Below are 20,662 nucleotides of genomic sequence, written 5' to 3'. Positions count from 1 at the left end.
AGCCCCAATTTCAGCCTGTATCGCGGAGTTCGCCATGGCTATTGCAGTGCCCCTCAACGAAGGCGCAGGTCCAAGCCTCAAACAGCGCCTCAAGCATGCCGAGCGGGTCAACCGCTGGAAGGCCCAGGCGTTGATCGCGCCGCTGGCGCTGTTCCTCCTGCTGGTGTTCCTGGTGCCGATCGCCGCGCTTTTATACAAGAGCGTCGGCAACCCCGAGGTGGTCGCCGGCCTGCCGCGCACCGTCGAGGCCGTGGCGCAGTGGGACGGCAAGAGCCTGCCCGGCGAGGAGGCCTACAAGGCCTTGAGCCAGGACCTGGCCGAATCACGCAAGAACCAGACACTGGGCGATCTATCCAAGCGCCTGAACATGGAGCTGGCCGGCTACCGCAGCCTGCTGGCCAAGACTGCGCGGGCGCTGCCGTTCAAGGCCGAGCCTGCTTCCTATAAGGATGCCATGCAGACGCTGGACGAGCGCTGGGGTGATCCGGCCTACTGGCAGGCGATCCGCCGTAACACCAGCAGCGTCACGCCGTTCTACCTGCTGGCGGCGCTCGATCACCGTATCGATGATCTCGGTGAGCTGGCCAAGGCCACGCCGGACCAGGCCATCTACCTCGACATCTTTGCCCGCACCCTGTGGATGGGGGTGGTGATCACCGCCATCTGCCTGGTGCTGGCCTATCCTCTGGCCTACCTGCTGGCCAACCTGCCCACCCGGCAGAGCAACCTGCTGATGATCCTGGTGCTGCTGCCGTTCTGGACCTCGATCCTGGTGCGGGTGGCGGCGTGGATCGTGCTGCTGCAGTCGGGCGGGCTGATCAACAGCGCGCTGATGGCCATGGGCATCATCGACCAGCCGCTGGAGCTGGTGTTCAACCGCACCGGCGTGTACATCTCGATGGTGCACATCCTGCTGCCGTTCATGATCCTGCCGCTGTACAGCGTGATGAAGGGTATCTCGCCCAGCTACATGCGTGCGGCGATCTCCCTGGGCTGCCACCCGTTCGCCAGCTTCTGGCGGGTGTACTTCCCGCAGACCTACGCCGGCGTAGGTGCCGGTTGCCTGCTGGTGTTCATCATCTCGATCGGCTACTACATCACCCCGGCACTGCTGGGCAGCCCGAACGACCAGATGGTCAGCTACTTCGTCGCCTTCTACACCAACACCAGCATCAACTGGGGCATGGCCACCGCGCTGGGCGGGTTGCTGCTGCTGGCCACCGTGGTGCTGTACCTGATCTATAGCTGGCTGGTCGGCGCCAGCCGCCTGCGCCTGAGCTGAGGAGCCTTGTCATGCTGAGCCCCTACATGTCGCCCGTGGAGCGGGTGTGGTTCTACACCTTGCGCATTCTCTGCGGGCTGGTGCTGCTGTTCCTGGTGCTGCCGGTGCTGGTGATCGTGCCGCTGTCGTTCAACAGCGGGAGTTTCCTGGTGTACCCGCTGCAGGGCTTCTCGCTGCACTGGTACCAGGACTTCTTCGCCTCGGCCGAGTGGATGCGCTCGCTGAAGAACAGCATCATCGTCGCCCCCGCAGCGACAGTGCTGGCCATGGTGTTCGGCACCCTGGCCTCGATCGGCCTGACCCGCGGCGATTTCCCCGGCAAGTCGCTGGTGATGGCGCTGGTGATCTCGCCGATGGTGGTGCCGGTGGTGATCATTGGTGTGGCGAGTTATCTGTTCTTTGCCCCGCTGGGGATGGGCAACAGCTTCATTTCGCTGATCCTGGTGCATGCGGTGCTGGGTGTGCCCTTCGTGATCATCACCGTGTCGGCCACGTTGCAGGGCTTCAACTACAACCTGGTGCGTGCGGCAGCCAGCCTTGGCGCATCGCCGCTGCTGACCTTCCGTCGGGTGACCTTGCCGCTGATTGCGCCGGGGGTCATTTCCGGGGCGCTGTTTGCCTTTGCCACCTCGTTCGATGAAGTGGTGGTGACCCTGTTCCTTGCCGGGCCCGAGCAAGCCACCCTGCCGCGGCAGATGTTCAGCGGCATTCGCGAGAACCTGAGCCCGACCATTGCGGCGGCGGCAACCCTGTTGATCGCGTTTTCGGTGGTATTGCTGCTGACCCTGGAGTGGTTGCGTGGGCGGAGCGAGAAGCTGAGGACCCAGCAGCCGGGCTGATTTTCGGATGCCTGTAGCGGCCTCTTCGCGGGTAAACCCGCTCCCACAGGTGATGTGCGGCTCTCGAGATCTGCGCGATCCCTGTGGGAGCGGGTTTACCCGCGAAGGGCCAGCACAGGATTGACACCAATCAGCCCCGATCCGCTTCCCTGGGTTACAATGCGCGCCACCGTGATTCTGCCCAACAGGTGCGCCATGCAGCCCTACGCTATTGCCCCCTCCATTCTTTCCGCCGATTTCGCCCGTCTGGGCGAGGACGTCGACAAGGTTCTGGCCGCCGGGGCCGACATCGTCCACTTCGATGTCATGGACAACCACTACGTACCCAACCTGACCATCGGCCCGATGGTCTGCACCGCGCTGCGCAAGTACGGCGTGACCGCGCCGATCGACGTGCACCTGATGGTGAGCCCGGTCGATCGCATCATCGGCGACTTCATCGAAGCCGGCGCCACCTACATCACCTTCCACCCGGAAGCCACCCAGCACATCGACCGATCGCTGCAGCTGATCCGTGACGGCGGCTGCAAGGCCGGCCTGGTGTTCAACCCGGCCACCGGCCTGGATGCGCTGAAGTACGTGATGGACAAGGTCGACATGGTCCTGCTGATGAGCGTCAACCCAGGCTTCGGTGGGCAGAAGTTCATCCCCGGTACCCTCGACAAGCTGCGTGAGGCCCGTGCACTGATCGACGCCAGCGGCCGTGATATCCGCCTGGAGATCGACGGCGGCGTCAACGTCAACAACATCCGCGAAATCGCCGCAGCCGGCGCCGACACCTTCGTTGCCGGTTCGGCGATCTTCAACGCCCCGGACTATCAGGAAGTGATCGCCAAGATGCGTGCCGAAATGGCGCTGGCACGCGCATGAGCGGCTTCGAGCAGCTGTTCCCGGGGACGCTGCCCAGGCTGGTGATGTTCGATCTGGATGGCACCCTGATCGACTCGGTCCCCGACCTGGCCGCAGCCGTCGACCGCATGCTGCTCGAACTCGGGCGCGAGCCCGCCGGGCTCGACGCCGTGCGTCATTGGGTGGGCAACGGCGCCCAGGTGCTGGTGCGCCGGGCGCTGGCCGGTGGCCTGGACCACGACGGCGTGGACGATGCCTTGGCCGAGCGCGCGCTGGCGCTGTTCATGGAGGCCTACGCCGACAGCCATGAGCTGACCGTCGTCTACCCCGGTGTGCGCGACACCCTGCGCTGGCTGAGCAAGCAGGGCGTGGAGATGGCGCTGATCACCAACAAGCCCGAGCGCTTCGTTGCCCCCTTGCTCGACCAGATGAAGATCGGGCGCTACTTCCGCTGGATCATCGGCGGCGACACCCTGCCACAGAAAAAGCCCGACCCGGCGGCGCTGCTGTTCGTGATGAAGATGGCCGGTGTCGAGCCTGCGCAGTCGCTGTTCGTCGGCGATTCGCGCAGCGACGTACTGGCGGCGAAAGCGGCCGGGGTGAAGTGCGTCGGCCTGAGCTATGGCTACAACCATGGCCGTCCCATCGACGAGGAGTCTCCCAGCCTGGTGATCAGCGACCTGCGCCTGCTGCTGCCTGGTTGCTTAGTCACCGACACTGGGATAACGTTGGCGGACCTTCAAGCCCCGCACAGCAGAGACAACGACGTGGTGGTTACTGGCAAATTCTGGATGAAAGTCATCAAGGCCCTGGCCCGCTGGCGCTGGCGCGCCTGACTTATGCCCGCCGGCGCCTGCCGGCCCGTCCGCTTGCCTGACCCCATTGCTGCTTGCCACGAGGCTACACATGACCCGCGAAGAATTCCTGCGCCTGGCCGCTGCCGGCTATAACCGCATCCCCCTGGCCCGCGAAACCCTGGCCGACTTCGATACCCCCCTGTCGATCTACCTCAAGCTGGCCGACCAGGCCAACTCGTACCTGCTCGAGTCCGTGCAGGGCGGCGAGAAGTGGGGCCGCTACTCGATGATCGGCCTGCCGTCGCGCACCGTCATGCGTGTGCATGGCTACCACGTGAGCATCCTGCACGATGGCGTGGAAGTGGAAAGCCATGACGTCGAAGACCCGCTGGCCTTCGTCGAAACCTTCAAGGATCGCTACAAGGTCGCCGACATTCCGGGCCTGCCGCGCTTCAACGGCGGCCTGGTCGGCTACTTCGGCTACGACTGCGTGCGCTATGTGGAAAAACGCCTGGGCGCCTGCCCGAACCCGGACCCGCTGGGGGTGCCGGACATCCTGCTGATGGTTTCCGACGCGGTGGTGGTGTTCGACAACCTGGCGGGCAAGATGCACGCCATCGTGCTGGTCGACCCCAGCGACGAGCAGGCCTTCGAGCAAGGCCAGGCCCGTCTGGAAGGCCTGCTGGAGAAACTCCGCCAGCCGATCACTCCACGTCGCGGCCTCGACCTCGATGGTCCGATGGCGGCCGAGCCGGCCTTCCGCTCCAGTTTCACCCAGGGTGACTACGAGCGCGCGGTGGACACCGTCAAGGAGTACATCCTCGCCGGTGACTGCATGCAGGTGGTGCCGTCGCAGCGCATGTCCATCGATTTTGCGGCCGCGCCGATCGACCTCTACCGCGCCCTGCGCTGCTTCAACCCGACCCCCTACATGTACTTCTTCAACTTCGGCGACTTCCACGTCGTGGGCAGTTCGCCGGAAGTGCTGGTACGGGTCGAGGACAACCTGGTCACGGTGCGCCCGATCGCCGGTACCCGCCCGCGCGGCGCCACCGAAGAGGCCGACCGCGCCCTGGAAGACGACCTGCTGTCGGATGACAAGGAAATCGCCGAACACCTGATGCTGATCGACCTGGGCCGCAACGACGTGGGCCGTGTGTCGGCCACCGGCAGCGTGCGCCTGACCGAGAAGATGGTGATCGAGCGTTATTCGAACGTGATGCACATTGTCTCCAACGTCACCGGCCAACTGGCCGAGGGGCTGACTGCAATGGATGCGCTGCGGGCGATCCTGCCGGCGGGCACCCTGTCGGGGGCGCCGAAGATCCGCGCCATGGAGATCATCGATGAGCTGGAACCGGTCAAGCGCGGCGTCTACGGCGGTGCGGTGGGCTACTTCGCCTGGAACGGCAACATGGATACCGCCATCGCCATCCGCACTGCGGTGATCAAGGACGGCGAGCTGCATGTGCAGGCCGGCGGCGGCATCGTCGCCGACTCGGTGCCGGCACTGGAGTGGGAAGAAACCATCAACAAGCGTCGGGCGATGTTCCGCGCGGTGGCCCTCGCCGAGCAGACCAGCAAACGCTGAGCCGGCCGTGGTCCATGAGCCCGGCGGGCCGCCACGCGCCCCCGGAGTCCCCCGTATTCAAGAGGTTCGTTCCAGATGCTACTGATGATCGACAACTACGACTCCTTCACCTACAACGTCGTGCAGTACCTCGGCGAGCTGGGTGCCGAGGTCAAGGTCATCCGCAATGACGAGATGACCATCGCCCAGATCGAAGCCCTCAACCCCGAGCGCATCGTGGTTTCCCCAGGCCCCTGCACCCCGAGCGAAGCCGGTGTGTCCATCGAGGCCATCCTGCACTTTGCCGGCAAACTGCCGATTCTGGGCGTCTGCCTTGGCCATCAGTCGATCGGCCAGGCCTTCGGCGGTGACGTGGTGCGTGCCCGCCAGGTGATGCATGGCAAGACCAGCCCGGTGGTGCACCGAGACCTTGGCGTGTTCGCCAGCCTCAACAACCCGCTGACCGTTACCCGTTACCACTCGTTGGTGGTCAAGCGCGAGACGCTGCCGGACTGCCTGGAAGTGACCGCCTGGACCGCCCACGCCGATGGCTCGGTCGACGAGATCATGGGCCTGCGCCACAAGACACTGAATATCGAAGGGGTGCAGTTCCACCCCGAGTCCATCCTGACCGAGCAGGGCCACGAGCTGTTCGCCAATTTCCTCAAGCAGACCGGCGGCCGCCGCTAAGGATCGAGCATGGATATCAAGATTGCATTGAGCCGTATCGTCGGCCACCTGGACCTGAGCACCGATGAAATGCGCGAGGTCATGCGCCAGATCATGACCGGCCAGTGCAGCGAGGCGCAGATCGGCGCCTTCCTGATGGGCATGCGCATGAAGAGCGAAAGTATCGACGAGATCGTCGGCGCGGTGTCGGTGATGCGCGAGCTGGCCGACAAGGTCGAGCTCAAGAGCCTCGACGGCGTGGTCGACATCGTCGGCACCGGCGGCGATGGCGCCAACATCTTCAACGTTTCCACCGCGTCGTCGTTCGTCCTCGCGGCCGCCGGCTGCCCGGTGGCCAAGCACGGCAACCGCGCGGTATCCGGCAAGAGCGGCAGCGCCGACCTGCTGGAAGCCGCCGGTATCTACCTGAACCTCACCCCGGTGCAGGTCGCCCGCTGCATCGACAGCCTGGGGATCGGCTTCATGTTCGCCCAGAGCCATCACAAGGCCATGAAGTATGCCGCCGGCCCGCGTCGCGAGCTGGGGCTGCGCACCCTGTTCAACATGCTCGGCCCGCTTACGAATCCGGCCGGGGTGAAGCATCAGGTGGTCGGTGTGTTCAACCAGGCGCTGTGCCGCCCGCTGGCCGAAGTGCTGCAGCGCCTGGGCAGCAAGCATGTGCTGGTGGTGCACTCCAAGGACGGCCTGGACGAGTTCAGCCTGGCGGCGCCGACCTTCGTTGCCGAACTGAAGAATGACCAGATCACCGAGTATTGGGTCGAGCCCGAAGACCTCGGCATGAAGAGCCAGAGCCTGCACGGCCTGGCGGTCGATGGGCCGCAGGCGTCGCTGGACCTGATCCGTGACGCCTTGGGCCGGCGCAAGACCGAGAACGGCCAGAAGGCCGCCGAAATGATCGTGCTCAATGCCGGTGCGGCGCTGTACGCCGCCGACCACGCCATGACCCTGGCCCAGGGCGTGGAACTGGCCCACGACGTGCTGCACACCGGGCTGGCCTGGGAAAAGCTGCAGGAGCTGGGCGCCTTTACCGCGGTATTCAAAGTGGAGAACGAAGCATGAGCGTGCCGACGGTGCTGGAAAGGATCATCGCCCGCAAGTTCCAGGAAGTGGCCGAGCGCAGTGCGCGGGTCAGCCTCGCCGAACTGGAGCGCCTGGCCAAGGCGGCCGACGCCCCGCGTGGCTTCGCCAATGCCCTGATCGAGCAGGCCAAGCGCAAGCAGCCGGCGGTGATCGCCGAGATCAAGAAGGCTTCGCCAAGCAAGGGCGTGATTCGCGAAAACTTCGTACCGGCCGAGATCGCGGTCAGCTATGAAAAGGGTGGGGCGACCTGCCTGTCGGTGCTGACCGACGTGGATTACTTCCAGGGCGCCGACGAATACCTGCAGCAGGCCCGCGCCGCAGTGTCGCTGCCGGTGATCCGCAAGGACTTCATGGTCGACCCCTACCAGATCGTTGAAGCCCGCGCCTTGGGTGCCGACTGCGTACTGCTGATCGTATCGGCGCTGGATGACGTGAAGATGGCCGAGCTTGCCGCCACGGCCAAGGATGTCGGCCTCGACGTGTTGGTCGAAGTGCACGACGGCGATGAGCTGGAGCGCGCGCTGAAAACCCTCGATACCCCGCTGGTCGGTGTCAACAACCGTAACCTGCACACCTTCGAGGTCAGCCTGGAGACCACCCTCGACCTGCTGCCACGCATCCCCCGCGATCGCCTGGCCATCACCGAGAGTGGCATCCTCAATCGGGCCGATGTCGAGTTGATGGCTATCAACGAGGTGTATTCGTTCCTGGTCGGCGAGGCGTTCATGCGCGCCGAACAGCCGGGGCTCGAGTTGCAGCGGCTGTTCTTCCCTGACCAGGTGAAGAAGACCGTTCAGCCACTGGACTGATTGAACCGAAGCCGGCGTTTGTTGCCGGCTTTTTTGTGTCTGTATTCGAGGGCCTGATCGCGGGGCAAGCCCGCTCCCACGGGTGACAACGTAGGAGCGGGCTTGCCCCGCGATGAGGCCGGTAGAGCTTTCATCAAAGGTGGATCAATGACCGATCAACCCCTGGCCCTGACCGTCGAGCAAGGCCTGCACGCCGAGCAGGAATTGCTGGCCGCCGTGTGCCGTGGCGAGCGTGACGCTGGCGTGCTGTTCTGGCGCCCCACCGATCATGCGCTGGTGATGCCACGCCGGATGAGTCGTCTGGATAACTTCGAAGCCGCCTGCGCCGAGTTGGCGATCGCCGGCTGGCCGGTATTGCTGCGCGAAACCGGTGGTGAGCCTGTGCCGCAGTCGCATTCGACCGTGAACGTGGCGCTGGTCTACGTTGCCCCGCGCAGTGAAGGCGATCACGGGCGCATCGAGAATGCCTACGAGCGCCTGTGCCTGCCGCTTTGCGATGTACTGCGCGAGTGGGGTGGGGTGGCGTCGGTGGGAGAAATCGACGGCGCCTTTTGCGATGGCCGCTACAACGTCAACCTGAACGGCCGCAAACTGGTCGGCACTGCCCAGCGCTGGCGCCAGGGCCTGGGTGGCAAGCGCCCGGTGGTGCTGGTGCATGGTGCACTGCTGCTGGATAACGAGCGTGAATCGATGGTGGCGGCGGTCAATCGTTTCAATGAATGCTGCGAACTTGAACAGCGTTGCCGGGCCGACAGCCATATCGCTCTGCATGAAGTGGCGCCACAGGCGCCCTGGTTCGAGCGCCTTTCCCTGGCCTATGCCGAGGTCATTGCCGGGCTGCCGAAAGACTAACGGGTGCCGTAGACCACCATGGTCTTGCCCTTCACCTGCACCAGGCTGCGCTCCTCGAGATCCTTGAGGACGCGGCCGACCATTTCCCGTGAACAGCCGACGATGCGCCCGATCTCCTGGCGGGTGATCTTGATCTGCATGCCGTCGGGGTGGGTCATGGCGTCTGGCTGCTTGCACAGTTCGAGCAGGCAGCGGGCAACTCGGCCGGTCACGTCGAAGAAGGCCAGGTCGCCGACCTTGCGGGTGGTGTTGCGTAGCCGCTGGGCCATTTGCGCGCCGAGGGCGTAGAGAATCTCCGGGTCCTGGCGGCCCAGTTCGCGGAACTTGTCGTAGCTGATCTCGGCCACTTCGCATTCGGTCTTGGCCCGCACCCAGGCGCTGCGCTGATGCTCCTGGCCGACGGGCTCGAACAGGCCAAGCTCACCAAAGAAGTCGCCGTTGTTGAGGTAGGCGATGATCATTTCGTGGCCATCGTCGTCCTCGATCAGGATGGTCACCGAACCTTTGATGATGAACGAGAGGGTCTCGGCCCGGTCGCCCGCGCAGATGATGTTGCTTTTGGCGGCATAGCGACGGCGCTGGCAGTGCACCAGCAGCTTTTCGATGTTCTTGATCTTGGGCGCAAGGGCTGAAGAAACCATCACGAAATCCTGTTCGATGTGAGGCGTTGGCTTTTTATTGAGGCTGCCTGGCGTGATGTGCCAGTCATTTGGCGCCAGCTTATCAGACACGTCCCCATGTATCGGCATTAAAGCGCTGCGCCTTGAGCTTTTCCGACAGCGTCACAAGGTCTAAGCTGGCACCCTTTTTACGAGATCGGGAGTCCGGATAGATGAAGGCACGCATCCAGTGGGCGGGTGAAGCAATGTTCCTCGGCGAGTCGGGGAGTGGCCATGTGGTGGTCATGGACGGCCCGCCCGAAGCCGGCGGCCGCAACCTTGGCGTGCGCCCGATGGAAATGCTGCTGTTGGGGCTGGGCGGCTGCAGCAGCTTCGACGTGGTCAGCATCCTCAAGAAGTCTCGCCAGGCGGTGGAGAGCTGCGAAGCCTTCCTGGAAGCCGAGCGCGCCAGTGAGGACCCCAAGGTGTTCACCAAGATCCATATGAACTTCGTGGTCAAAGGGCGTGGGCTGAAAGAGGCACAGGTCAAGCGCGCGGTGGAGCTGTCGGCCGAGAAATACTGCTCGGCATCGATCATGCTCGAGCGTGCCGGGGTGGAAATCACCCACGGTTACGAGATTGTCGAACTCGCGTGACCGGTAATGGCGCCTGGCAATCAGGCGCTTTGCAGGTTCAGCCGCTCAGCGGCCAGTAGCCAGGCGACACCCGGGGCGAACGCGAGCAGCAGCATCGGGATGTTGAACAGCAGTAGCCCAAGTATTTCGCTGGTGCTCCAGGTGTTGCCGAAACTTTGGGCAAACAGCATGCACTGCAGCAGTGCCGTGACCATGGCGGCCAACCCGAACAGGGCGATGAGCGTGCGACGCTTGCGGCAGTTGCAAGCCAGCAGCAGGAACAGCAGCAGCCCGGGCACTGTGAACCGCAGCATCTCGACCACGCTGTTGCTGTCGGGCTCGCCGAGGTCGGGCAGTTGCAGGCTGAAGGCGGTTTGCCTGATGGCAGCGGTCATCAGGCAGACAAACGCATAGGCAACCGGCATCAGCCCGAGACTTTGCAGCAACCGAGCCGTGATCAGTCGAGCCTTCAACGGCGCAACGCCGGCAGCAATCGCAACAGGCGCTCGGGTAGCCTGGCCCGCAGCTGTGCACTCAAGGCTTCCCGGCGTTTCTGGTACAGCAGGCCCAGGCCGATAACGCCAAGGCCGATCAGGGTGACGACCAGCGGGAACAGCAGCGAGTCGGCAAATACCTCGTAGGACAGATAGCCGAGATAGGCCGCCACGCCCATCGCCCCGAATACCATGAACACCGGCCGGCGCAACAGCACGGCCAGCCCCATCAGCCCAAGGTTGATCAGGCAATACAGGGCCTTGCCCAGTTCGCTGGCGCTGTCCATCGACGTCAGCCCGCCCCAGAACGCCAGCAGACCGGCCAGGTAGCCCCAGCCGGCGTAGTCCTGGCGGGTGCGCCCATCGACGCCGACGAACACCACCAGCACGGCCAGGCCGAACCACACCGAGACCGTACGTCGCTGGTCCCAGCTGAACACATCGCCATACACCCACTCGGTCAGGTCCATGGACATGAACCACAGCGCCAAGGCGATCGGCATGACGATGAACGGGAAGGGCACCAGGCGCAGCATCAGCAGGCCGGCGACCACGGTTGCGGCCTCCATGGCCAGCCAGCCGCCCTGCACATAGGTGTAGTACTGGTGATAGTCACCCTGGGCATCGTCCAGCGGCCACCAGCCCACCAGCCGTTCCACGGCGAAAACCGCCAGCGGCACGATACTCACCGCGACCGCCGCCAGCACGCCGGCGGCGATCGGCTGCCCGCGGCGTTGCAGTGACAGGGCGAACAGGGTGAGCGTGGCGATGTAGAGCAGGGCGATGGCCAGCAGTGCACTGTCGCCGATGCGCATCCAGGCTTCGGTGAGCAACCAGCCCATCGCCCCCATGATCAACAGGGCGCCGAAGTAGAAGGCGACGTGGGCCAGCTGGAAGCTGCCGCGGTTTTGCGGTTGCTGGCGCAGGAAGTCCAGCAGTGCGCGGTCCTGGCCCGGTTGCAGTACACCGGCGTCTACCGCGCGTGCCAGGTCCTTGGCGTCGAAGCGTTCCATGCGCTGTGCCTCAGATGCGGTAGGTGCTCTTGGTCATGACCTTGGCCATCAGGCTCATGCCGAACCGGATGGGCGCCGGGAAGCGATAGCCGCCGGCTTCCAGCGCGGATTCGGCGTGGTGCTCTTCGTCGACGCGCATCTGTTCGAGGATGGCGCGGGATTTGCCATCGCTTTCGGGGATCTGCTCAAGGTGCTCGTCCAGGTGTTTGCACACCTGATGCTCGGTGGCGGCGACGAAACCCAGGCTGACCTTGTCGCTGACCAGGCCGGCGAGTGCGCCGATGCCGAAGGACATGCCGTAGAACAGCGGGTTGAGCACGCTGGGGTGGCTGTTGAGCTGGCGAATGCGCTGTTCGCACCAGGCCAGGTGGTCGATTTCTTCTTCGGCCGCATGCTCCATGGCCTTGCGTACCTGGGGCAGCTTGGCGGTCAGGGCCTGGCCCTGGTAGAGCGCCTGGGCGCAGACTTCGCCGGTGTGGTTGATGCGCATCAGGCCGGCGACGTGGCGGCTTTGCTGTTCGTCGAGTTCGGCGTCGGGCTGGATGATCGCCGGTGACGGGCGCGAAGGTTGGCCGCTGAAGGGGAGCAGGGTGCGCATGGCGGTATCGGCCTGCAGCAACAAGCGGTCGAGCGGCGAGTAGTGACGTTCGGTAGCCATCGGGCACCTCCACTAGAGTGTGCCCGACAGTTTACCGCAATCGGCTGGAGGGGGCTTGCCCTGGATCAGCCCGGTGGCCAGTGCATCTGGCGCTGGCCAAGCACGTGCATATGGATGTGGTAGACGGTCTGGCCGCCTTTGGGGTTGCAGTTCATGACGACGCGGAAGCCTTCCTCGCAGCCTTGCTCAATGGCCAGGCGCTGGGCGGTGAAGAGGATGTGCCCAGCCAGGGCCTTGTCTTCTTCGGTCAGGTCGTTGAGGGTGCGGATGTGTTTCTTCGGGATGACCAGGAAATGGACCGGCGCCGCGGGGGCGATATCCTTGAAGGCCAGAATCTGGTCATCTTCGTAGATGATATCCGCCGGGATTTCCCGGTTGATGATTTTGAGGAATAGATCGTCCACAGCACTTGCTCCATGGTGAGTGTCCGGGCCGAGTGTACTGAGCCCGCTGCCACTCGCCCAGTGCTTATTCCATGCCGACCGGGCAGTAACGGCGGTGGATCACGCCGGCCAGCTTGCGCGTCAACCAGCGCGGCAACAGGCGCGGGGCAAAGGCCAGCCAGCGGTTGCGCCGGCCGGGGATGATCCGCGCGCGGTTCTTGTCCAGCGCGCGTACGGTGTACAGCGCGATCTCCTCGGGGCTTGGGCTGCTGTCGTCGAGGCGGGGAATGCGCCGGCGCGACGAACGAACCGGCCCGGGGCACAGCACCGAAACTTTGATCCCGGTGCGCCCGAGCTCTTCGCGCAAGGCTTCGCTGAAGCTGAGCACATAGGCCTTGCTGGCGGCGTAGGCGGCCATCCAGGGGCCGGGCGCGACCCCGGCCAGGCCCGCGACATTGAGGATCTGCCCGCCACCCTGCACGGCCATCAGGTTGCCGATGGCATGGCACAGGCGGCTCAGGGCCAGGATATTGACCTCCAGCAGGTCCTGCTCGTCAGCCCACTCATGGGCAAGGAAGGGCCCGTAGGTGCGTTGGCCTGCGCAGTTGACCAGCAGGTCGATGCGCCGCTCGCCTTCCTCCAGCTCAAGCACGAACCCCGACAGGCGCAGGGGCTGGCTGAGGTCGCAGGCGCGGAACAGCACCTCCACGCCAAAACGCTGGGTCAGTTCGATGGCCACCGGCTCCAGCGTCTCGCGCTGGCGTGCCACCAGGATCAGGTTGCGCCCGCGCCGCGCCAGGGCCTCCGCCAGGGCCAGGCCCAGGCCGGTGGAAGCGCCGGTAATCATGGCGTAACGGGTCATGCAAGGCTCCTGGGGCGTAAGGGGCGCCTAGTGTACAGCCTGGTTGGTTTGCTACAAGGCGTTGCTGCGTAGCTGTTGGGCGCGGTCCAGGGCGCCTCGGTATTCGCTGTGCAGGCGTTCGATCAGAGTTGCGGCGCCGGGCAGGTCATTGATCTCGCCGACGCCCTGGCCTGCGGACCAGACGGTCTTCCAGGCCTTGGCTTCCTCGTCCAGGGGCTTGAGCTTGGCGGCCTCATGGCTGCTGGTGAGCGCCGCCAGGTCGTAACCGGCCTGGTCCAGGCTTTGCCGCAGAAAGCTGGCAGGAATGCCGGATACTGCAGGCGTGTGAATGATATCGGCGGCTGTTGCGCCGAGGATCATCTGTTTATAGGCGTCCTGGGCCTGGCTCTCACGGGTGGCGATGAAGCGTGTGCCCATGTAGCCCAAGTCTGCCCCGAGCATTTGCGCCGCGAGCAATTCGTGGCCGTGGTTGAGGCAGCCCGCCAGCAGCAGGGTCTTGTCGAAGAACTGGCGGATCTCGGCGATCAGGGCGAACGGGCTCCAGGTCCCGGCATGGCCACCGGCGCCGGCCGCCACGGCGATCAGCCCATCGACACCGGCCTCTGCCGCTTTTTGCGCATGGCGCCGAGTGGTCACGTCATGGAACACCAGGCCGCCGTAGCTGTGCACGGCATCCACCACTTCCTTCACTGCGCCAAGGCTGGTGATGACGATGGGCACGCGATGCTCGACGCACAGGGCCAGGTCGGCCTGCAGGCGTGGATTGCTCGCATGAACGATCAGGTTGACGGCATAAGGGGCTGGCGCCTGCATCTGGGCCAGGCCTGCCTCGATTTCCTCCAGCCAGGCCTTGAAGCCTGCGCTGTCGCGCTGGTTGAGCGCAGGGAAACTGCCCACCACGCCGCTGGCGCAACAGGCCAGCACCAGTTGCGGGTTGGAAATCAGGAACATCGGCGCGGCCACCAGTGGCAGGCGCAGCCGCTGTTGCAGCGAGGCGGGCAGGGACATGGCGAAACTCCTGTGCAGGGCGGGCTATCGTCAGAACGGTTTGACCACCACCAGAATTACGATCCCCAGCAGGATCAGGACCGGCGCCTCGTTGAACCAGCGGTAGTACACGTGGCTGCGGGTATTGGTGCCGGCGGCGAAGCGCTTGCGCTGGGCGCCGCAGATATGATGGTAGGCGGTCAGCAGCACCACCAGGGTCAACTTGGCGTGCAGCCAGCCCTGGCTCAGCCAGCCGGGGTTGAGGTAGAGCATCCAGCCGCCGAACACGTAGGTGGCGATCATTGCCGGGTTCATGATGCCCCGGTACAGCTTGCGCTCCATGGTGATGAAGCGCTCGAGGCTGATGCTGTCCTGGCTCTGGGCGTGGTAGACGAACAGGCGTGGCAGGTAGAACAGGCCGGCGAACCAGCAAACCACGCTGACGATGTGCAGCGCCTTGATCCATAGATAGAGCATGTGCGGTTCCTTCAGGTTTTCACGGTCGTGCGAATAGTAGTGGGCAAGCGCCGAAGGGTCATGGGAATAGTTGTTACAGGCCTGCCGGGCCCCTATTATCGTGCGCTTTCCAGTGGGCTCGTTGATAAGGGGCAAGCGTTATGATCAAGGTCGGTATCGTCGGCGGCACGGGTTACACCGGTGTCGAACTGCTGCGTCTGCTGGCGCAGCATCCTCAGGCCGAAGTGGCGGTCATCACTTCGCGCTCGGAAGCGGGCGTGGCGGTTGCCGACATGTATCCCAACCTGCGCGGCCACTACGACGGGCTGTGTTTCAGTGTGCCGGACAGCAAGGCTCTGGGCGCCTGTGATGTGGTGTTCTTCGCTACCCCGCACGGTGTCGCCCACGCCCTGGCCGGCGAGCTGCTGGCGGCGGGCACCAAGGTCATCGACCTGTCCGCCGACTTCCGCCTGCAGGACGCCGTCGAGTGGGGCAAGTGGTACGGGCAACCGCACGGCGCGCCTGAACTGCTCAAGGACGCGGTCTACGGCCTGCCTGAAGTGAACCGCGAGAAGATCCGCCAGGCGCGCCTGATCGCTGTGCCCGGCTGCTACCCGACCGCTACCCAGCTGGGCTTCCTGCCATTGCTGGAGGCTGGCCTGGCCGACCCTTCGCGGCTGATCGCCGACTGCAAGTCCGGCGTCAGTGGTGCAGGCCGTGGTGCCGCTGTAGGTTCGCTGTTCTGTGAGGCCGGCGAAAGCATGAAGGCCTATGCGGTCAAAGGGCATCGCCATCTGCCGGAAATCAGCCAGGGTCTGCGCCTGGCCGCAGGCAAGGACATCGGCCTGACCTTCGTGCCTCACCTGACCCCGATGATCCGCGGCATTCACGCCACCCTCTATGCAAACGTCGTCGATACCTCGGTCGATCTGCAGGCGCTGTTCGAAAAGCGCTACGCCAACGAACCGTTCGTCGACGTGATGCCGGCCGGCAGCCACCCTGAGACCCGTAGCGTGCGCGGCGCCAACGTGTGCCGTATCGCCGTGCACCGGCCACAGGGTGGCGACCTGGTGGTGGTGCTGTCGGTGATCGACAACCTGGTCAAGGGCGCGTCCGGCCAGGCGGTGCAGAACCTGAACATCCTGTTCGGCCTGGACGAGCGCATGGGCCTGTCCCACGCCGGCCTGTTGCCGTAAGCCTGCACTGTTGCAAAGGGCCCGCCGTGTGCGGGCCTTTTTCATGGGGGCGACTAAAGCAGCACAATTGTTGACCGATTTTCTCGGACAAGCGGATAATACGCGCCATCGAGTTTTATGGCGGCACTGCGCCGGGAGAATCAGCATGAGCGTCGAAACCTTCACCCCCACGGCTTTGGAGTTCACCTCAGGGGCTGCACACAAGGTGAAGACCCTGGTCAGCGAAGAGGGCAACGAGCGTCTGAAGCTGCGCGTTTTCGTGACGGGCGGTGGGTGCTCGGGCTTCCAGTACGGCTTCACCTTCGATGAGGACGTGGCCGAGGATGACACTATCGTCGAGCGTGAAGGTGTCGCGCTGGTGGTCGACCCGATGAGCTTCCAGTACCTGGCGGGCGCCGAAGTGGACTACCAGGAAGGCCTGGAAGGTTCGCGCTTCGTGATCAAGAATCCGAATGCCAGCACCACCTGTGGCTGTGGTTCGTCGTTCTCGATCTGATCCATGGGCTGACATGAAAACGCCGCGCATTTGCGCGGCGTTTTGCATTGTGCAGGCGGGTTAGGCGGGGTAGATGGCGCCGAGGACGCGCAGGCCCCTGGCGGCGGTGACGCTGGGCCGGTTGGCGGGGATGCGCTGCAGGCAGCAATGGGCCAGCCAGGCAAAGGCCATGGCTTCGACCCAGTCCGGATCGACGCCATGCGCTGCGGTGCTGGACACCTGGGCGCCCGGCAGCAGTTGCGCCAGGCGTGCCATCAGCGCGCCGTTGCGGGCGCCTCCGCCGCACACCAGCAAGGCTTCGGTGCCTTGTTGAGCCTGGCCCAGCGAGTCGATGATGCTGCGTGCAGTCAGTTCCAGCAGTGTGGCCTGTACATCTTCGTCGCGGTAGCTGGGCAGTCGGGCGAGATGGCCGTCGAGCCAAGGCAGGTTGAAGACTTCGCGGCCGGTGCTTTTCGGGCCGCTGCCGGCGAAGAACGGGTCGCTCAGCAGTGTATGGAGCAAGTCCGGTTGCACTGCCCCGCTGGCCGCCCAGGCTCCGTCAGCATCAAATACCTGGCCGCGCTTGCGCTCGATCCAGGCGTCCAGCAGCACATTGCCCGGCCCGCAGTCGAAACCATGCACTGGTTTGTCCTGCTCGATCAGGCTGAGGTTGCTGAAGCCGCCCACATTGAGGATCGCCAGGCGCTGGCCTAGGTGGCCGAACAGCGCTTCATGGAAGGCCGGTACCAGCGGCGCGCCCTGGCCGCCTGCCGCCACGTCGCGGCGCCTGAAATCACCTACCACACAGATACCGGTCAGCTCGGCGAGCAACGCCGGGTTGCCGATCTGTACCGTGAAGCCGCGGGCGGGTTCGTGGCGAATGGTCTGCCCATGGCTGCCGATGGCGGCAATGGCATCGGGCTGCAGGCCTTGCTCGCGCAGCAGGTAGTTGATCCCTTCGGCGGCAAGGGTAGCCCAGTGGTTCTCCGCCAGTGCCGCGCGGGCGATCTCGTCGGGGCCGCTGGCGCAGAGGCCAAGCAGCTGCTGGCGCAGGTCGGTGGGCATGGGGATGTAGTGGGTGGCGAGCAGCCGAAGCTGCTCGCGTTGTTCGATCAGGGCGATGTCCAGGCCATCAAGGCTGGTCCCGGACATCACGCCAAGATAGAGCGCCATGTGGTCAGCGCTTGTTGGCGGCGAGCAGGGTGGCCTTTTCCTGATCCATACGGGCGATCAAGGGTTGGCTCTGCTGGTTGAAGCGCGCGCGCTCAGCCTTGGCGATCGGGTCGGCCATCGGCACCTTCTGGCTCAGCGGGTCGACGTGCACGCCGTTGACCTGGAACTCGTAGTGCAGGTGTGGGCCGGTCGACAGGCCGGTAGTGCCGATGTAGCCGATGACCTGGCCTTGTTTGACGTTGCTGCCGGTCTTGATGCCCTTGGCGAAGCCCTGCATATGGCCATACAGCGTCTTGTACGAGTTGCCGTGGGCAATGATCACGGTGTTGCCATAGCCGCCACGGCGCCCGGCCAGCTCGATACGGCCATCGCCGGCGGCCTTGATCGGTGTGCCGCGCGGGGCGGCGTAATCGACACCCTTGTGGGCGCGGATCTTGTTCAGGATCGGGTGCTTGCGGCCGGCGGAAAAACGCGAGCTGATGCGGGCGAAGTCCACCGGCGTACGGATGAACGCCTTGCGCAGGCTGTTGCCGTCGGCGGTGTAGTAGTTGGTGTTGCCTTGCTTGTTGGTGTAGCGCACGGCGGTGTAGGTCTTGCCGCGGTTGGTGAAGCGGGCCGACAGGATGTTGCCGGTACCGACCACCTTGCCGTCCATCATCTTCTGCTCGTAGACCACGTCGAATTCGTCGCCCGGGCGGATGTCCTGGGCGAAGTCGATGTCGTAACCGAGGATGCGTGCCATGTCCATGGTCATGCTGTGGGACAGGCCCGCGCGTTGTGCCGAGGCCGAAAGCGAGCTCTTGATCACGCCATGGGCGTAGGCGGTGCGCACGACCGGCTTGCTGACTTCGCGATCGAAGCTGAAGCCCTTGTCGGTACGGGTCAGGCGGATGGTTTCGAGGTTGCTGACCTTGCTGTGCAGGCTGGTCAGTTGGCCGTTCTTGTCCAGTTCGAACTGCAGCACCTGGCCATGCTTGAGCTGGCTGAACTGCTTGGCCTGCTTGTTGCTCGCCAGCAGGTCGTGGACGGCGTTGGCCGGCAGGCCGACCTTGTTGAACAGTGTGGAGAGCGTATCGCCGCGCGCCACGACTACCTCGCGGTGGCCGGGGGCCTTGTCTTCCTGTTTGGCAACAGCGGCGGGTTCCGGCTTGCTCTCGGGCTTGGCCTGGGCGGTGTCCGCTTCTTCGCCTTCGATCTGGGCGAAGGGCGAGTCGGTGTTTTGTTCGGATTGCACCAGTGGCGCGGCGCGGGATTCTTCCTTCAGCTGCTCGGCCGGGCTCTCCAGCTCCAGGCTGAGCGTGGTTTTCTTGGCTTCGACTTCGCTGGAAGGGAATACCAGCAAGGCCAGGCTGAGGAGAGCAGCGATGCCGCTGGCGGCCAACAGATGGCTTTTCGGATAAAGCGGGGGCGCTTTAGGCGTTTCGTTGGTCATAGGTGAGGTGACTTTGAAAAATGATGAAATGGAAAAGATGAATGACATGATGAAGATGAAATAACTGTATAAAATATAACCAAATCCATTCTCGCGCAAGGGCGCGTAGACGTTGCGTTGCGCTGTTCGGGTCACATTCCGTTGCGAAACTTGTATTTGATGGCCGATCTTGTATGGTTGGCTCCCCTTGAATCTGAGCCTTGCGGGTCTGTCTATGAAGTCTGTTGAAGAGCAGCTGGCGCTAATCAAGCGCGGTGCGGAAGAGGTACTGGTCGAGTCGGAACTGGTGGAGAAGCTCAAGCGCGGCCAACCGCTGCGTATCAAAGCGGGCTTCGACCCTACCGCGCCGGACCTGCACCTGGGCCACACGGTGCTGATCAACAAGCTGCGCCAGTTCCAGGATCTGGGCCATCAGGTCATCTTCCTGATTGGTGACTTCACCGGCATGATCGGCGACCCGAGCGGCAAGAGTGCCACTCGCCCGCCGCTGACACGCGAGCAGGTGCTGGATAACGCCGAGACTTATAAGCAGCAGGTGTTCAAGATCCTTGACCCGGCCAAGACCGAGGTCGCCTTCAACTCCACCTGGATGGATAAGCTCACGCCGGCCGATTTCATCCGCCTGGCCTCGCAGTACACGGTCGCGCGCATGCTCGAGCGTGATGACTTCGACAAGCGCTACAGCAGCAATCAGCCGATCGCGATCCATGAGTTCCTCTATCCGCTGGTACAGGGCTATGACTCGGTGGCGCTGAAGGCGGACGTCGAGCTGGGTGGCACGGATCAGAAGTTCAACCTGCTGATGGGGCGTGAACTGCAGCGCTCGTATGGTCAGGAGGCGCAGAACATCGTCACCATGCCGCTGCTCGAAGGGCTTGATGGCGTGAAGAAGATGTCCAAGTCGTTGGGCAACTATGTCGGTATCCAGGAAGCGCCGGGTGTGATGTTCAGTAAGCTCGTGTCGATTCCGGACACCTTGATGTGGCGTTACTTCGAACTGCTCAGCTTCCGTTCCATGGAGGAGATCGACCAGTTCCGTGCGGATGTGGCGCAGGGCGCGAATCCGCGCGACATCAAGATCAAGCTGGCGGAAGAAATTGTTGCGCGCTTCCATGGTGAGGAAGCTGCTGCCAATGCTCACCGTGCGGCGGGTAATCGGATGAAGGAAGGCGAGCTGCCTGAAGATCTGCCGGAGATCGAAGTCGCTGCGGCTGAGGACTTGCCGATTGCTGCCGTGTTGAACCGGGCTGGCCTGGTGAAAAACTCGGCTCAGGCGAGGGACCTGCTCAGTGCTGGCGCCGTTAAGGTTGATGGCGCAGTGGTTGAGCGTGATTTCATGTTTGTTCTGGGCGCTACTCACGTGTGCCAGGCGGGCAAGAAAGCCTTTGGCCGGGTTACCCTCAAGGCTGAGTGATCACTTGGCGGCATAGCTATATAGAAGCGGGGAGGCCGACAGGCCTCCCCGCTTTGTTTTCAGGCTGATGACACTTTCTTGAAATTAAAGGTTGACGGGGTTTCAGATCCCCTTATA

23 protein-coding genes are annotated in these 20,662 nt (G+C 64.0%); 13 read left to right on the top strand and 10 right to left on the bottom strand.

The annotated features are described in order from the left end of the window. Positions 1-34 precede the first annotated feature (34 nt). From F6X61_RS06995 to F6X61_RS06955, 9 genes are all read left to right on the top strand, one after another. Positions 35-1,282, top strand: coding sequence for an ABC transporter permease (locus F6X61_RS06995; protein WP_153785977.1), 1,248 nt, complete (start codon positions 35-37; stop codon positions 1,280-1,282). A gap of 11 nt (positions 1,283-1,293) precedes the next feature. Beyond that, positions 1,294-2,121 carry an ABC transporter permease gene (locus F6X61_RS06990; protein WP_125462360.1) on the top strand — a complete coding sequence of 276 codons (828 nt, stop codon included), beginning with the start codon at positions 1,294-1,296 and terminating at the stop codon, positions 2,119-2,121. Positions 2,122-2,316: 195 nt separating this feature from the next. Further along, entirely contained in the window at positions 2,317-2,991 is a 675-nt protein-coding gene (gene rpe, locus F6X61_RS06985; RefSeq protein ID WP_153785976.1) for a ribulose-phosphate 3-epimerase, read from the top strand. Next, the gene (locus F6X61_RS06980) at positions 2,988-3,806 is read left to right on the top strand and encodes a phosphoglycolate phosphatase (RefSeq protein ID WP_153785975.1); all 819 of its coding nucleotides are present in this window, start codon (positions 2,988-2,990) and stop codon (positions 3,804-3,806) included. The genes rpe and F6X61_RS06980 overlap by 4 nt, the downstream gene beginning before the upstream one ends. Positions 3,807-3,876: 70 nt before the next feature. Next, the gene (gene trpE, locus F6X61_RS06975) at positions 3,877-5,358 is read left to right on the top strand and encodes an anthranilate synthase component I (protein ID WP_153785974.1); all 1,482 of its coding nucleotides are present in this window, start codon (positions 3,877-3,879) and stop codon (positions 5,356-5,358) included. Positions 5,359-5,433: 75 nt separating this feature from the next. Then, positions 5,434-6,027 (top strand): aminodeoxychorismate/anthranilate synthase component II, encoded by a 594-nt coding sequence (locus F6X61_RS06970; protein WP_125857222.1) that lies wholly within the window; start codon positions 5,434-5,436, stop codon positions 6,025-6,027. 9 nt (positions 6,028-6,036) lie between these two features. After that, entirely contained in the window at positions 6,037-7,086 is a 1,050-nt protein-coding gene (gene trpD / locus F6X61_RS06965; protein WP_125462364.1) for an anthranilate phosphoribosyltransferase, read from the top strand. Continuing rightward, complete coding sequence (gene trpC / locus F6X61_RS06960; protein WP_153785973.1) at positions 7,083-7,916, top strand: indole-3-glycerol phosphate synthase TrpC; 834 nt, start codon at positions 7,083-7,085, stop codon at positions 7,914-7,916. Before trpD ends, trpC begins: the two co-directional genes overlap by 4 nt. Positions 7,917-8,063: 147 nt before the next feature. Continuing rightward, a complete protein-coding gene (locus F6X61_RS06955; protein ID WP_110994265.1) occupies positions 8,064-8,768 on the top strand; it encodes a lipoate--protein ligase family protein in 705 nt (234 codons plus the stop codon). On the opposite strand, the gene crp is transcribed toward F6X61_RS06955, so the two are convergent. Continuing rightward, the gene (gene crp / locus F6X61_RS06950; protein ID WP_153785972.1) at positions 8,765-9,409 is read right to left on the bottom strand and encodes a cAMP-activated global transcriptional regulator CRP; all 645 of its coding nucleotides are present in this window, start codon (positions 9,407-9,409) and stop codon (positions 8,765-8,767) included. The genes F6X61_RS06955 and crp overlap by 4 nt on opposite strands. A 191-nt stretch (positions 9,410-9,600) precedes the next feature. Here crp and F6X61_RS06945 point away from each other — a divergent pair, with 191 nt between their 5' ends. Further along, positions 9,601-10,023 (top strand): OsmC family protein, encoded by a 423-nt coding sequence (locus tag F6X61_RS06945; protein ID WP_110994264.1) that lies wholly within the window; start codon positions 9,601-9,603, stop codon positions 10,021-10,023. Positions 10,024-10,043: 20 nt separating this feature from the next. On the opposite strand, the gene F6X61_RS06940 is transcribed toward F6X61_RS06945, so the two are convergent. The 7 genes from F6X61_RS06940 to hemJ form a co-directional block, all read right to left on the bottom strand. After that, on the bottom strand, positions 10,044-10,427 hold the full coding sequence (locus tag F6X61_RS06940) for a hypothetical protein (RefSeq protein WP_256671322.1): 384 nt from the start codon (positions 10,425-10,427) through the stop codon (positions 10,044-10,046). 44 nt (positions 10,428-10,471) lie between these two features. Then, positions 10,472-11,509 carry a DUF2157 domain-containing protein gene (locus F6X61_RS06935; protein ID WP_153785971.1) on the bottom strand — a complete coding sequence of 346 codons (1,038 nt, stop codon included), beginning with the start codon at positions 11,507-11,509 and terminating at the stop codon, positions 10,472-10,474. Between the two features lie 10 nt (positions 11,510-11,519). Further along, positions 11,520-12,167, bottom strand: coding sequence for a 2-polyprenyl-3-methyl-6-methoxy-1,4-benzoquinone monooxygenase (coq7, locus tag F6X61_RS06930; RefSeq protein WP_110994262.1), 648 nt, complete (start codon positions 12,165-12,167; stop codon positions 11,520-11,522). A gap of 65 nt (positions 12,168-12,232) precedes the next feature. Further along, positions 12,233-12,571, bottom strand: coding sequence for a histidine triad nucleotide-binding protein (locus tag F6X61_RS06925; RefSeq protein WP_153785970.1), 339 nt, complete (start codon positions 12,569-12,571; stop codon positions 12,233-12,235). Between the two features lie 64 nt (positions 12,572-12,635). Then, positions 12,636-13,412, bottom strand: coding sequence for an SDR family oxidoreductase (locus F6X61_RS06920; RefSeq protein WP_153785969.1), 777 nt, complete (start codon positions 13,410-13,412; stop codon positions 12,636-12,638). 51 nt (positions 13,413-13,463) lie between these two features. Continuing rightward, positions 13,464-14,420: a nitronate monooxygenase family protein gene (locus F6X61_RS06915; RefSeq protein ID WP_153785968.1), complete on the bottom strand. Its 957-nt coding sequence runs from the start codon at positions 14,418-14,420 to the stop codon at positions 13,464-13,466. Positions 14,421-14,450: 30 nt separating this feature from the next. Next, complete coding sequence (gene hemJ / locus F6X61_RS06910; RefSeq protein WP_125462371.1) at positions 14,451-14,876, bottom strand: protoporphyrinogen oxidase HemJ; 426 nt, start codon at positions 14,874-14,876, stop codon at positions 14,451-14,453. 140 nt (positions 14,877-15,016) lie between these two features. On the opposite strand from hemJ, the gene argC reads away from it, so the two are divergent. Both argC and erpA read left to right on the top strand, forming a co-directional pair. Further along, positions 15,017-16,051 (top strand): N-acetyl-gamma-glutamyl-phosphate reductase, encoded by a 1,035-nt coding sequence (argC, locus tag F6X61_RS06905; protein WP_110994258.1) that lies wholly within the window; start codon positions 15,017-15,019, stop codon positions 16,049-16,051. A gap of 145 nt (positions 16,052-16,196) precedes the next feature. After that, the gene (gene erpA / locus F6X61_RS06900) at positions 16,197-16,547 is read left to right on the top strand and encodes an iron-sulfur cluster insertion protein ErpA (protein ID WP_153785967.1); all 351 of its coding nucleotides are present in this window, start codon (positions 16,197-16,199) and stop codon (positions 16,545-16,547) included. 60 nt (positions 16,548-16,607) lie between these two features. On the opposite strand, the gene F6X61_RS06895 is transcribed toward erpA, so the two are convergent. Further along, the gene (locus F6X61_RS06895; protein ID WP_153785966.1) at positions 16,608-17,699 is read right to left on the bottom strand and encodes an anhydro-N-acetylmuramic acid kinase; all 1,092 of its coding nucleotides are present in this window, start codon (positions 17,697-17,699) and stop codon (positions 16,608-16,610) included. A gap of 4 nt (positions 17,700-17,703) precedes the next feature. After that, positions 17,704-19,131 (bottom strand): peptidoglycan DD-metalloendopeptidase family protein, encoded by a 1,428-nt coding sequence (locus F6X61_RS06890; protein ID WP_153785965.1) that lies wholly within the window; start codon positions 19,129-19,131, stop codon positions 17,704-17,706. 214 nt (positions 19,132-19,345) lie between these two features. On the opposite strand from F6X61_RS06890, the gene tyrS reads away from it, so the two are divergent. Then, entirely contained in the window at positions 19,346-20,545 is a 1,200-nt protein-coding gene (gene tyrS / locus F6X61_RS06885) for a tyrosine--tRNA ligase (protein WP_153786054.1), read from the top strand. Positions 20,546-20,662: the final 117 nt, after the last annotated feature.

Origin of the sequence: Pseudomonas sp. EMN2, from assembly GCF_009650555.1 — a bacterium.
Taxonomy (GTDB): Bacteria; Pseudomonadota; Gammaproteobacteria; order Pseudomonadales; family Pseudomonadaceae; genus Aquipseudomonas; species Aquipseudomonas sichuanensis.
Note: the sequence above shows the minus strand (reverse complement) of the source record. Positions and strands in the feature narration are given on the sequence as shown.

What these genes read in the sequence shown, in the direction of transcription:
- F6X61_RS06995 (WP_153785977.1), top strand. Translation starts at nt 35, where the DNA reads ATGGCTATTGCAGTGCCCCTCAACGAAGGCGCAGGTCCAAGCCTCAAA.
- F6X61_RS06990 (WP_125462360.1), top strand. Translation starts at nt 1,294, where the DNA reads ATGCTGAGCCCCTACATGTCGCCCGTGGAGCGGGTGTGGTTCTACACC.
- rpe (WP_153785976.1), top strand. Translation starts at nt 2,317, where the DNA reads ATGCAGCCCTACGCTATTGCCCCCTCCATTCTTTCCGCCGATTTCGCC.
- F6X61_RS06980 (WP_153785975.1), top strand. Translation starts at nt 2,988, where the DNA reads ATGAGCGGCTTCGAGCAGCTGTTCCCGGGGACGCTGCCCAGGCTGGTG.
- trpE (WP_153785974.1), top strand. Translation starts at nt 3,877, where the DNA reads ATGACCCGCGAAGAATTCCTGCGCCTGGCCGCTGCCGGCTATAACCGC.
- F6X61_RS06970 (WP_125857222.1), top strand. Translation starts at nt 5,434, where the DNA reads ATGCTACTGATGATCGACAACTACGACTCCTTCACCTACAACGTCGTG.
- trpD (WP_125462364.1), top strand. Translation starts at nt 6,037, where the DNA reads ATGGATATCAAGATTGCATTGAGCCGTATCGTCGGCCACCTGGACCTG.
- trpC (WP_153785973.1), top strand. Translation starts at nt 7,083, where the DNA reads ATGAGCGTGCCGACGGTGCTGGAAAGGATCATCGCCCGCAAGTTCCAG.
- F6X61_RS06955 (WP_110994265.1), top strand. Translation starts at nt 8,064, where the DNA reads ATGACCGATCAACCCCTGGCCCTGACCGTCGAGCAAGGCCTGCACGCC.
- crp (WP_153785972.1), bottom strand. Translation starts at nt 9,409, where the DNA reads ATGGTTTCTTCAGCCCTTGCGCCCAAGATCAAGAACATCGAAAAGCTG.
- F6X61_RS06945 (WP_110994264.1), top strand. Translation starts at nt 9,601, where the DNA reads ATGAAGGCACGCATCCAGTGGGCGGGTGAAGCAATGTTCCTCGGCGAG.
- F6X61_RS06940 (WP_256671322.1), bottom strand. Translation starts at nt 10,427, where the DNA reads ATGCCGGTTGCCTATGCGTTTGTCTGCCTGATGACCGCTGCCATCAGG.
- F6X61_RS06935 (WP_153785971.1), bottom strand. Translation starts at nt 11,509, where the DNA reads ATGGAACGCTTCGACGCCAAGGACCTGGCACGCGCGGTAGACGCCGGT.
- coq7 (WP_110994262.1), bottom strand. Translation starts at nt 12,167, where the DNA reads ATGGCTACCGAACGTCACTACTCGCCGCTCGACCGCTTGTTGCTGCAG.
- F6X61_RS06920 (WP_153785969.1), bottom strand. Translation starts at nt 13,412, where the DNA reads ATGACCCGTTACGCCATGATTACCGGCGCTTCCACCGGCCTGGGCCTG.
- F6X61_RS06915 (WP_153785968.1), bottom strand. Translation starts at nt 14,420, where the DNA reads ATGTCCCTGCCCGCCTCGCTGCAACAGCGGCTGCGCCTGCCACTGGTG.
- hemJ (WP_125462371.1), bottom strand. Translation starts at nt 14,876, where the DNA reads ATGCTCTATCTATGGATCAAGGCGCTGCACATCGTCAGCGTGGTTTGC.
- argC (WP_110994258.1), top strand. Translation starts at nt 15,017, where the DNA reads ATGATCAAGGTCGGTATCGTCGGCGGCACGGGTTACACCGGTGTCGAA.
- erpA (WP_153785967.1), top strand. Translation starts at nt 16,197, where the DNA reads ATGAGCGTCGAAACCTTCACCCCCACGGCTTTGGAGTTCACCTCAGGG.
- F6X61_RS06895 (WP_153785966.1), bottom strand. Translation starts at nt 17,699, where the DNA reads ATGGCGCTCTATCTTGGCGTGATGTCCGGGACCAGCCTTGATGGCCTG.
- F6X61_RS06890 (WP_153785965.1), bottom strand. Translation starts at nt 19,131, where the DNA reads ATGACCAACGAAACGCCTAAAGCGCCCCCGCTTTATCCGAAAAGCCAT.
- tyrS (WP_153786054.1), top strand. Translation starts at nt 19,346, where the DNA reads ATGAAGTCTGTTGAAGAGCAGCTGGCGCTAATCAAGCGCGGTGCGGAA.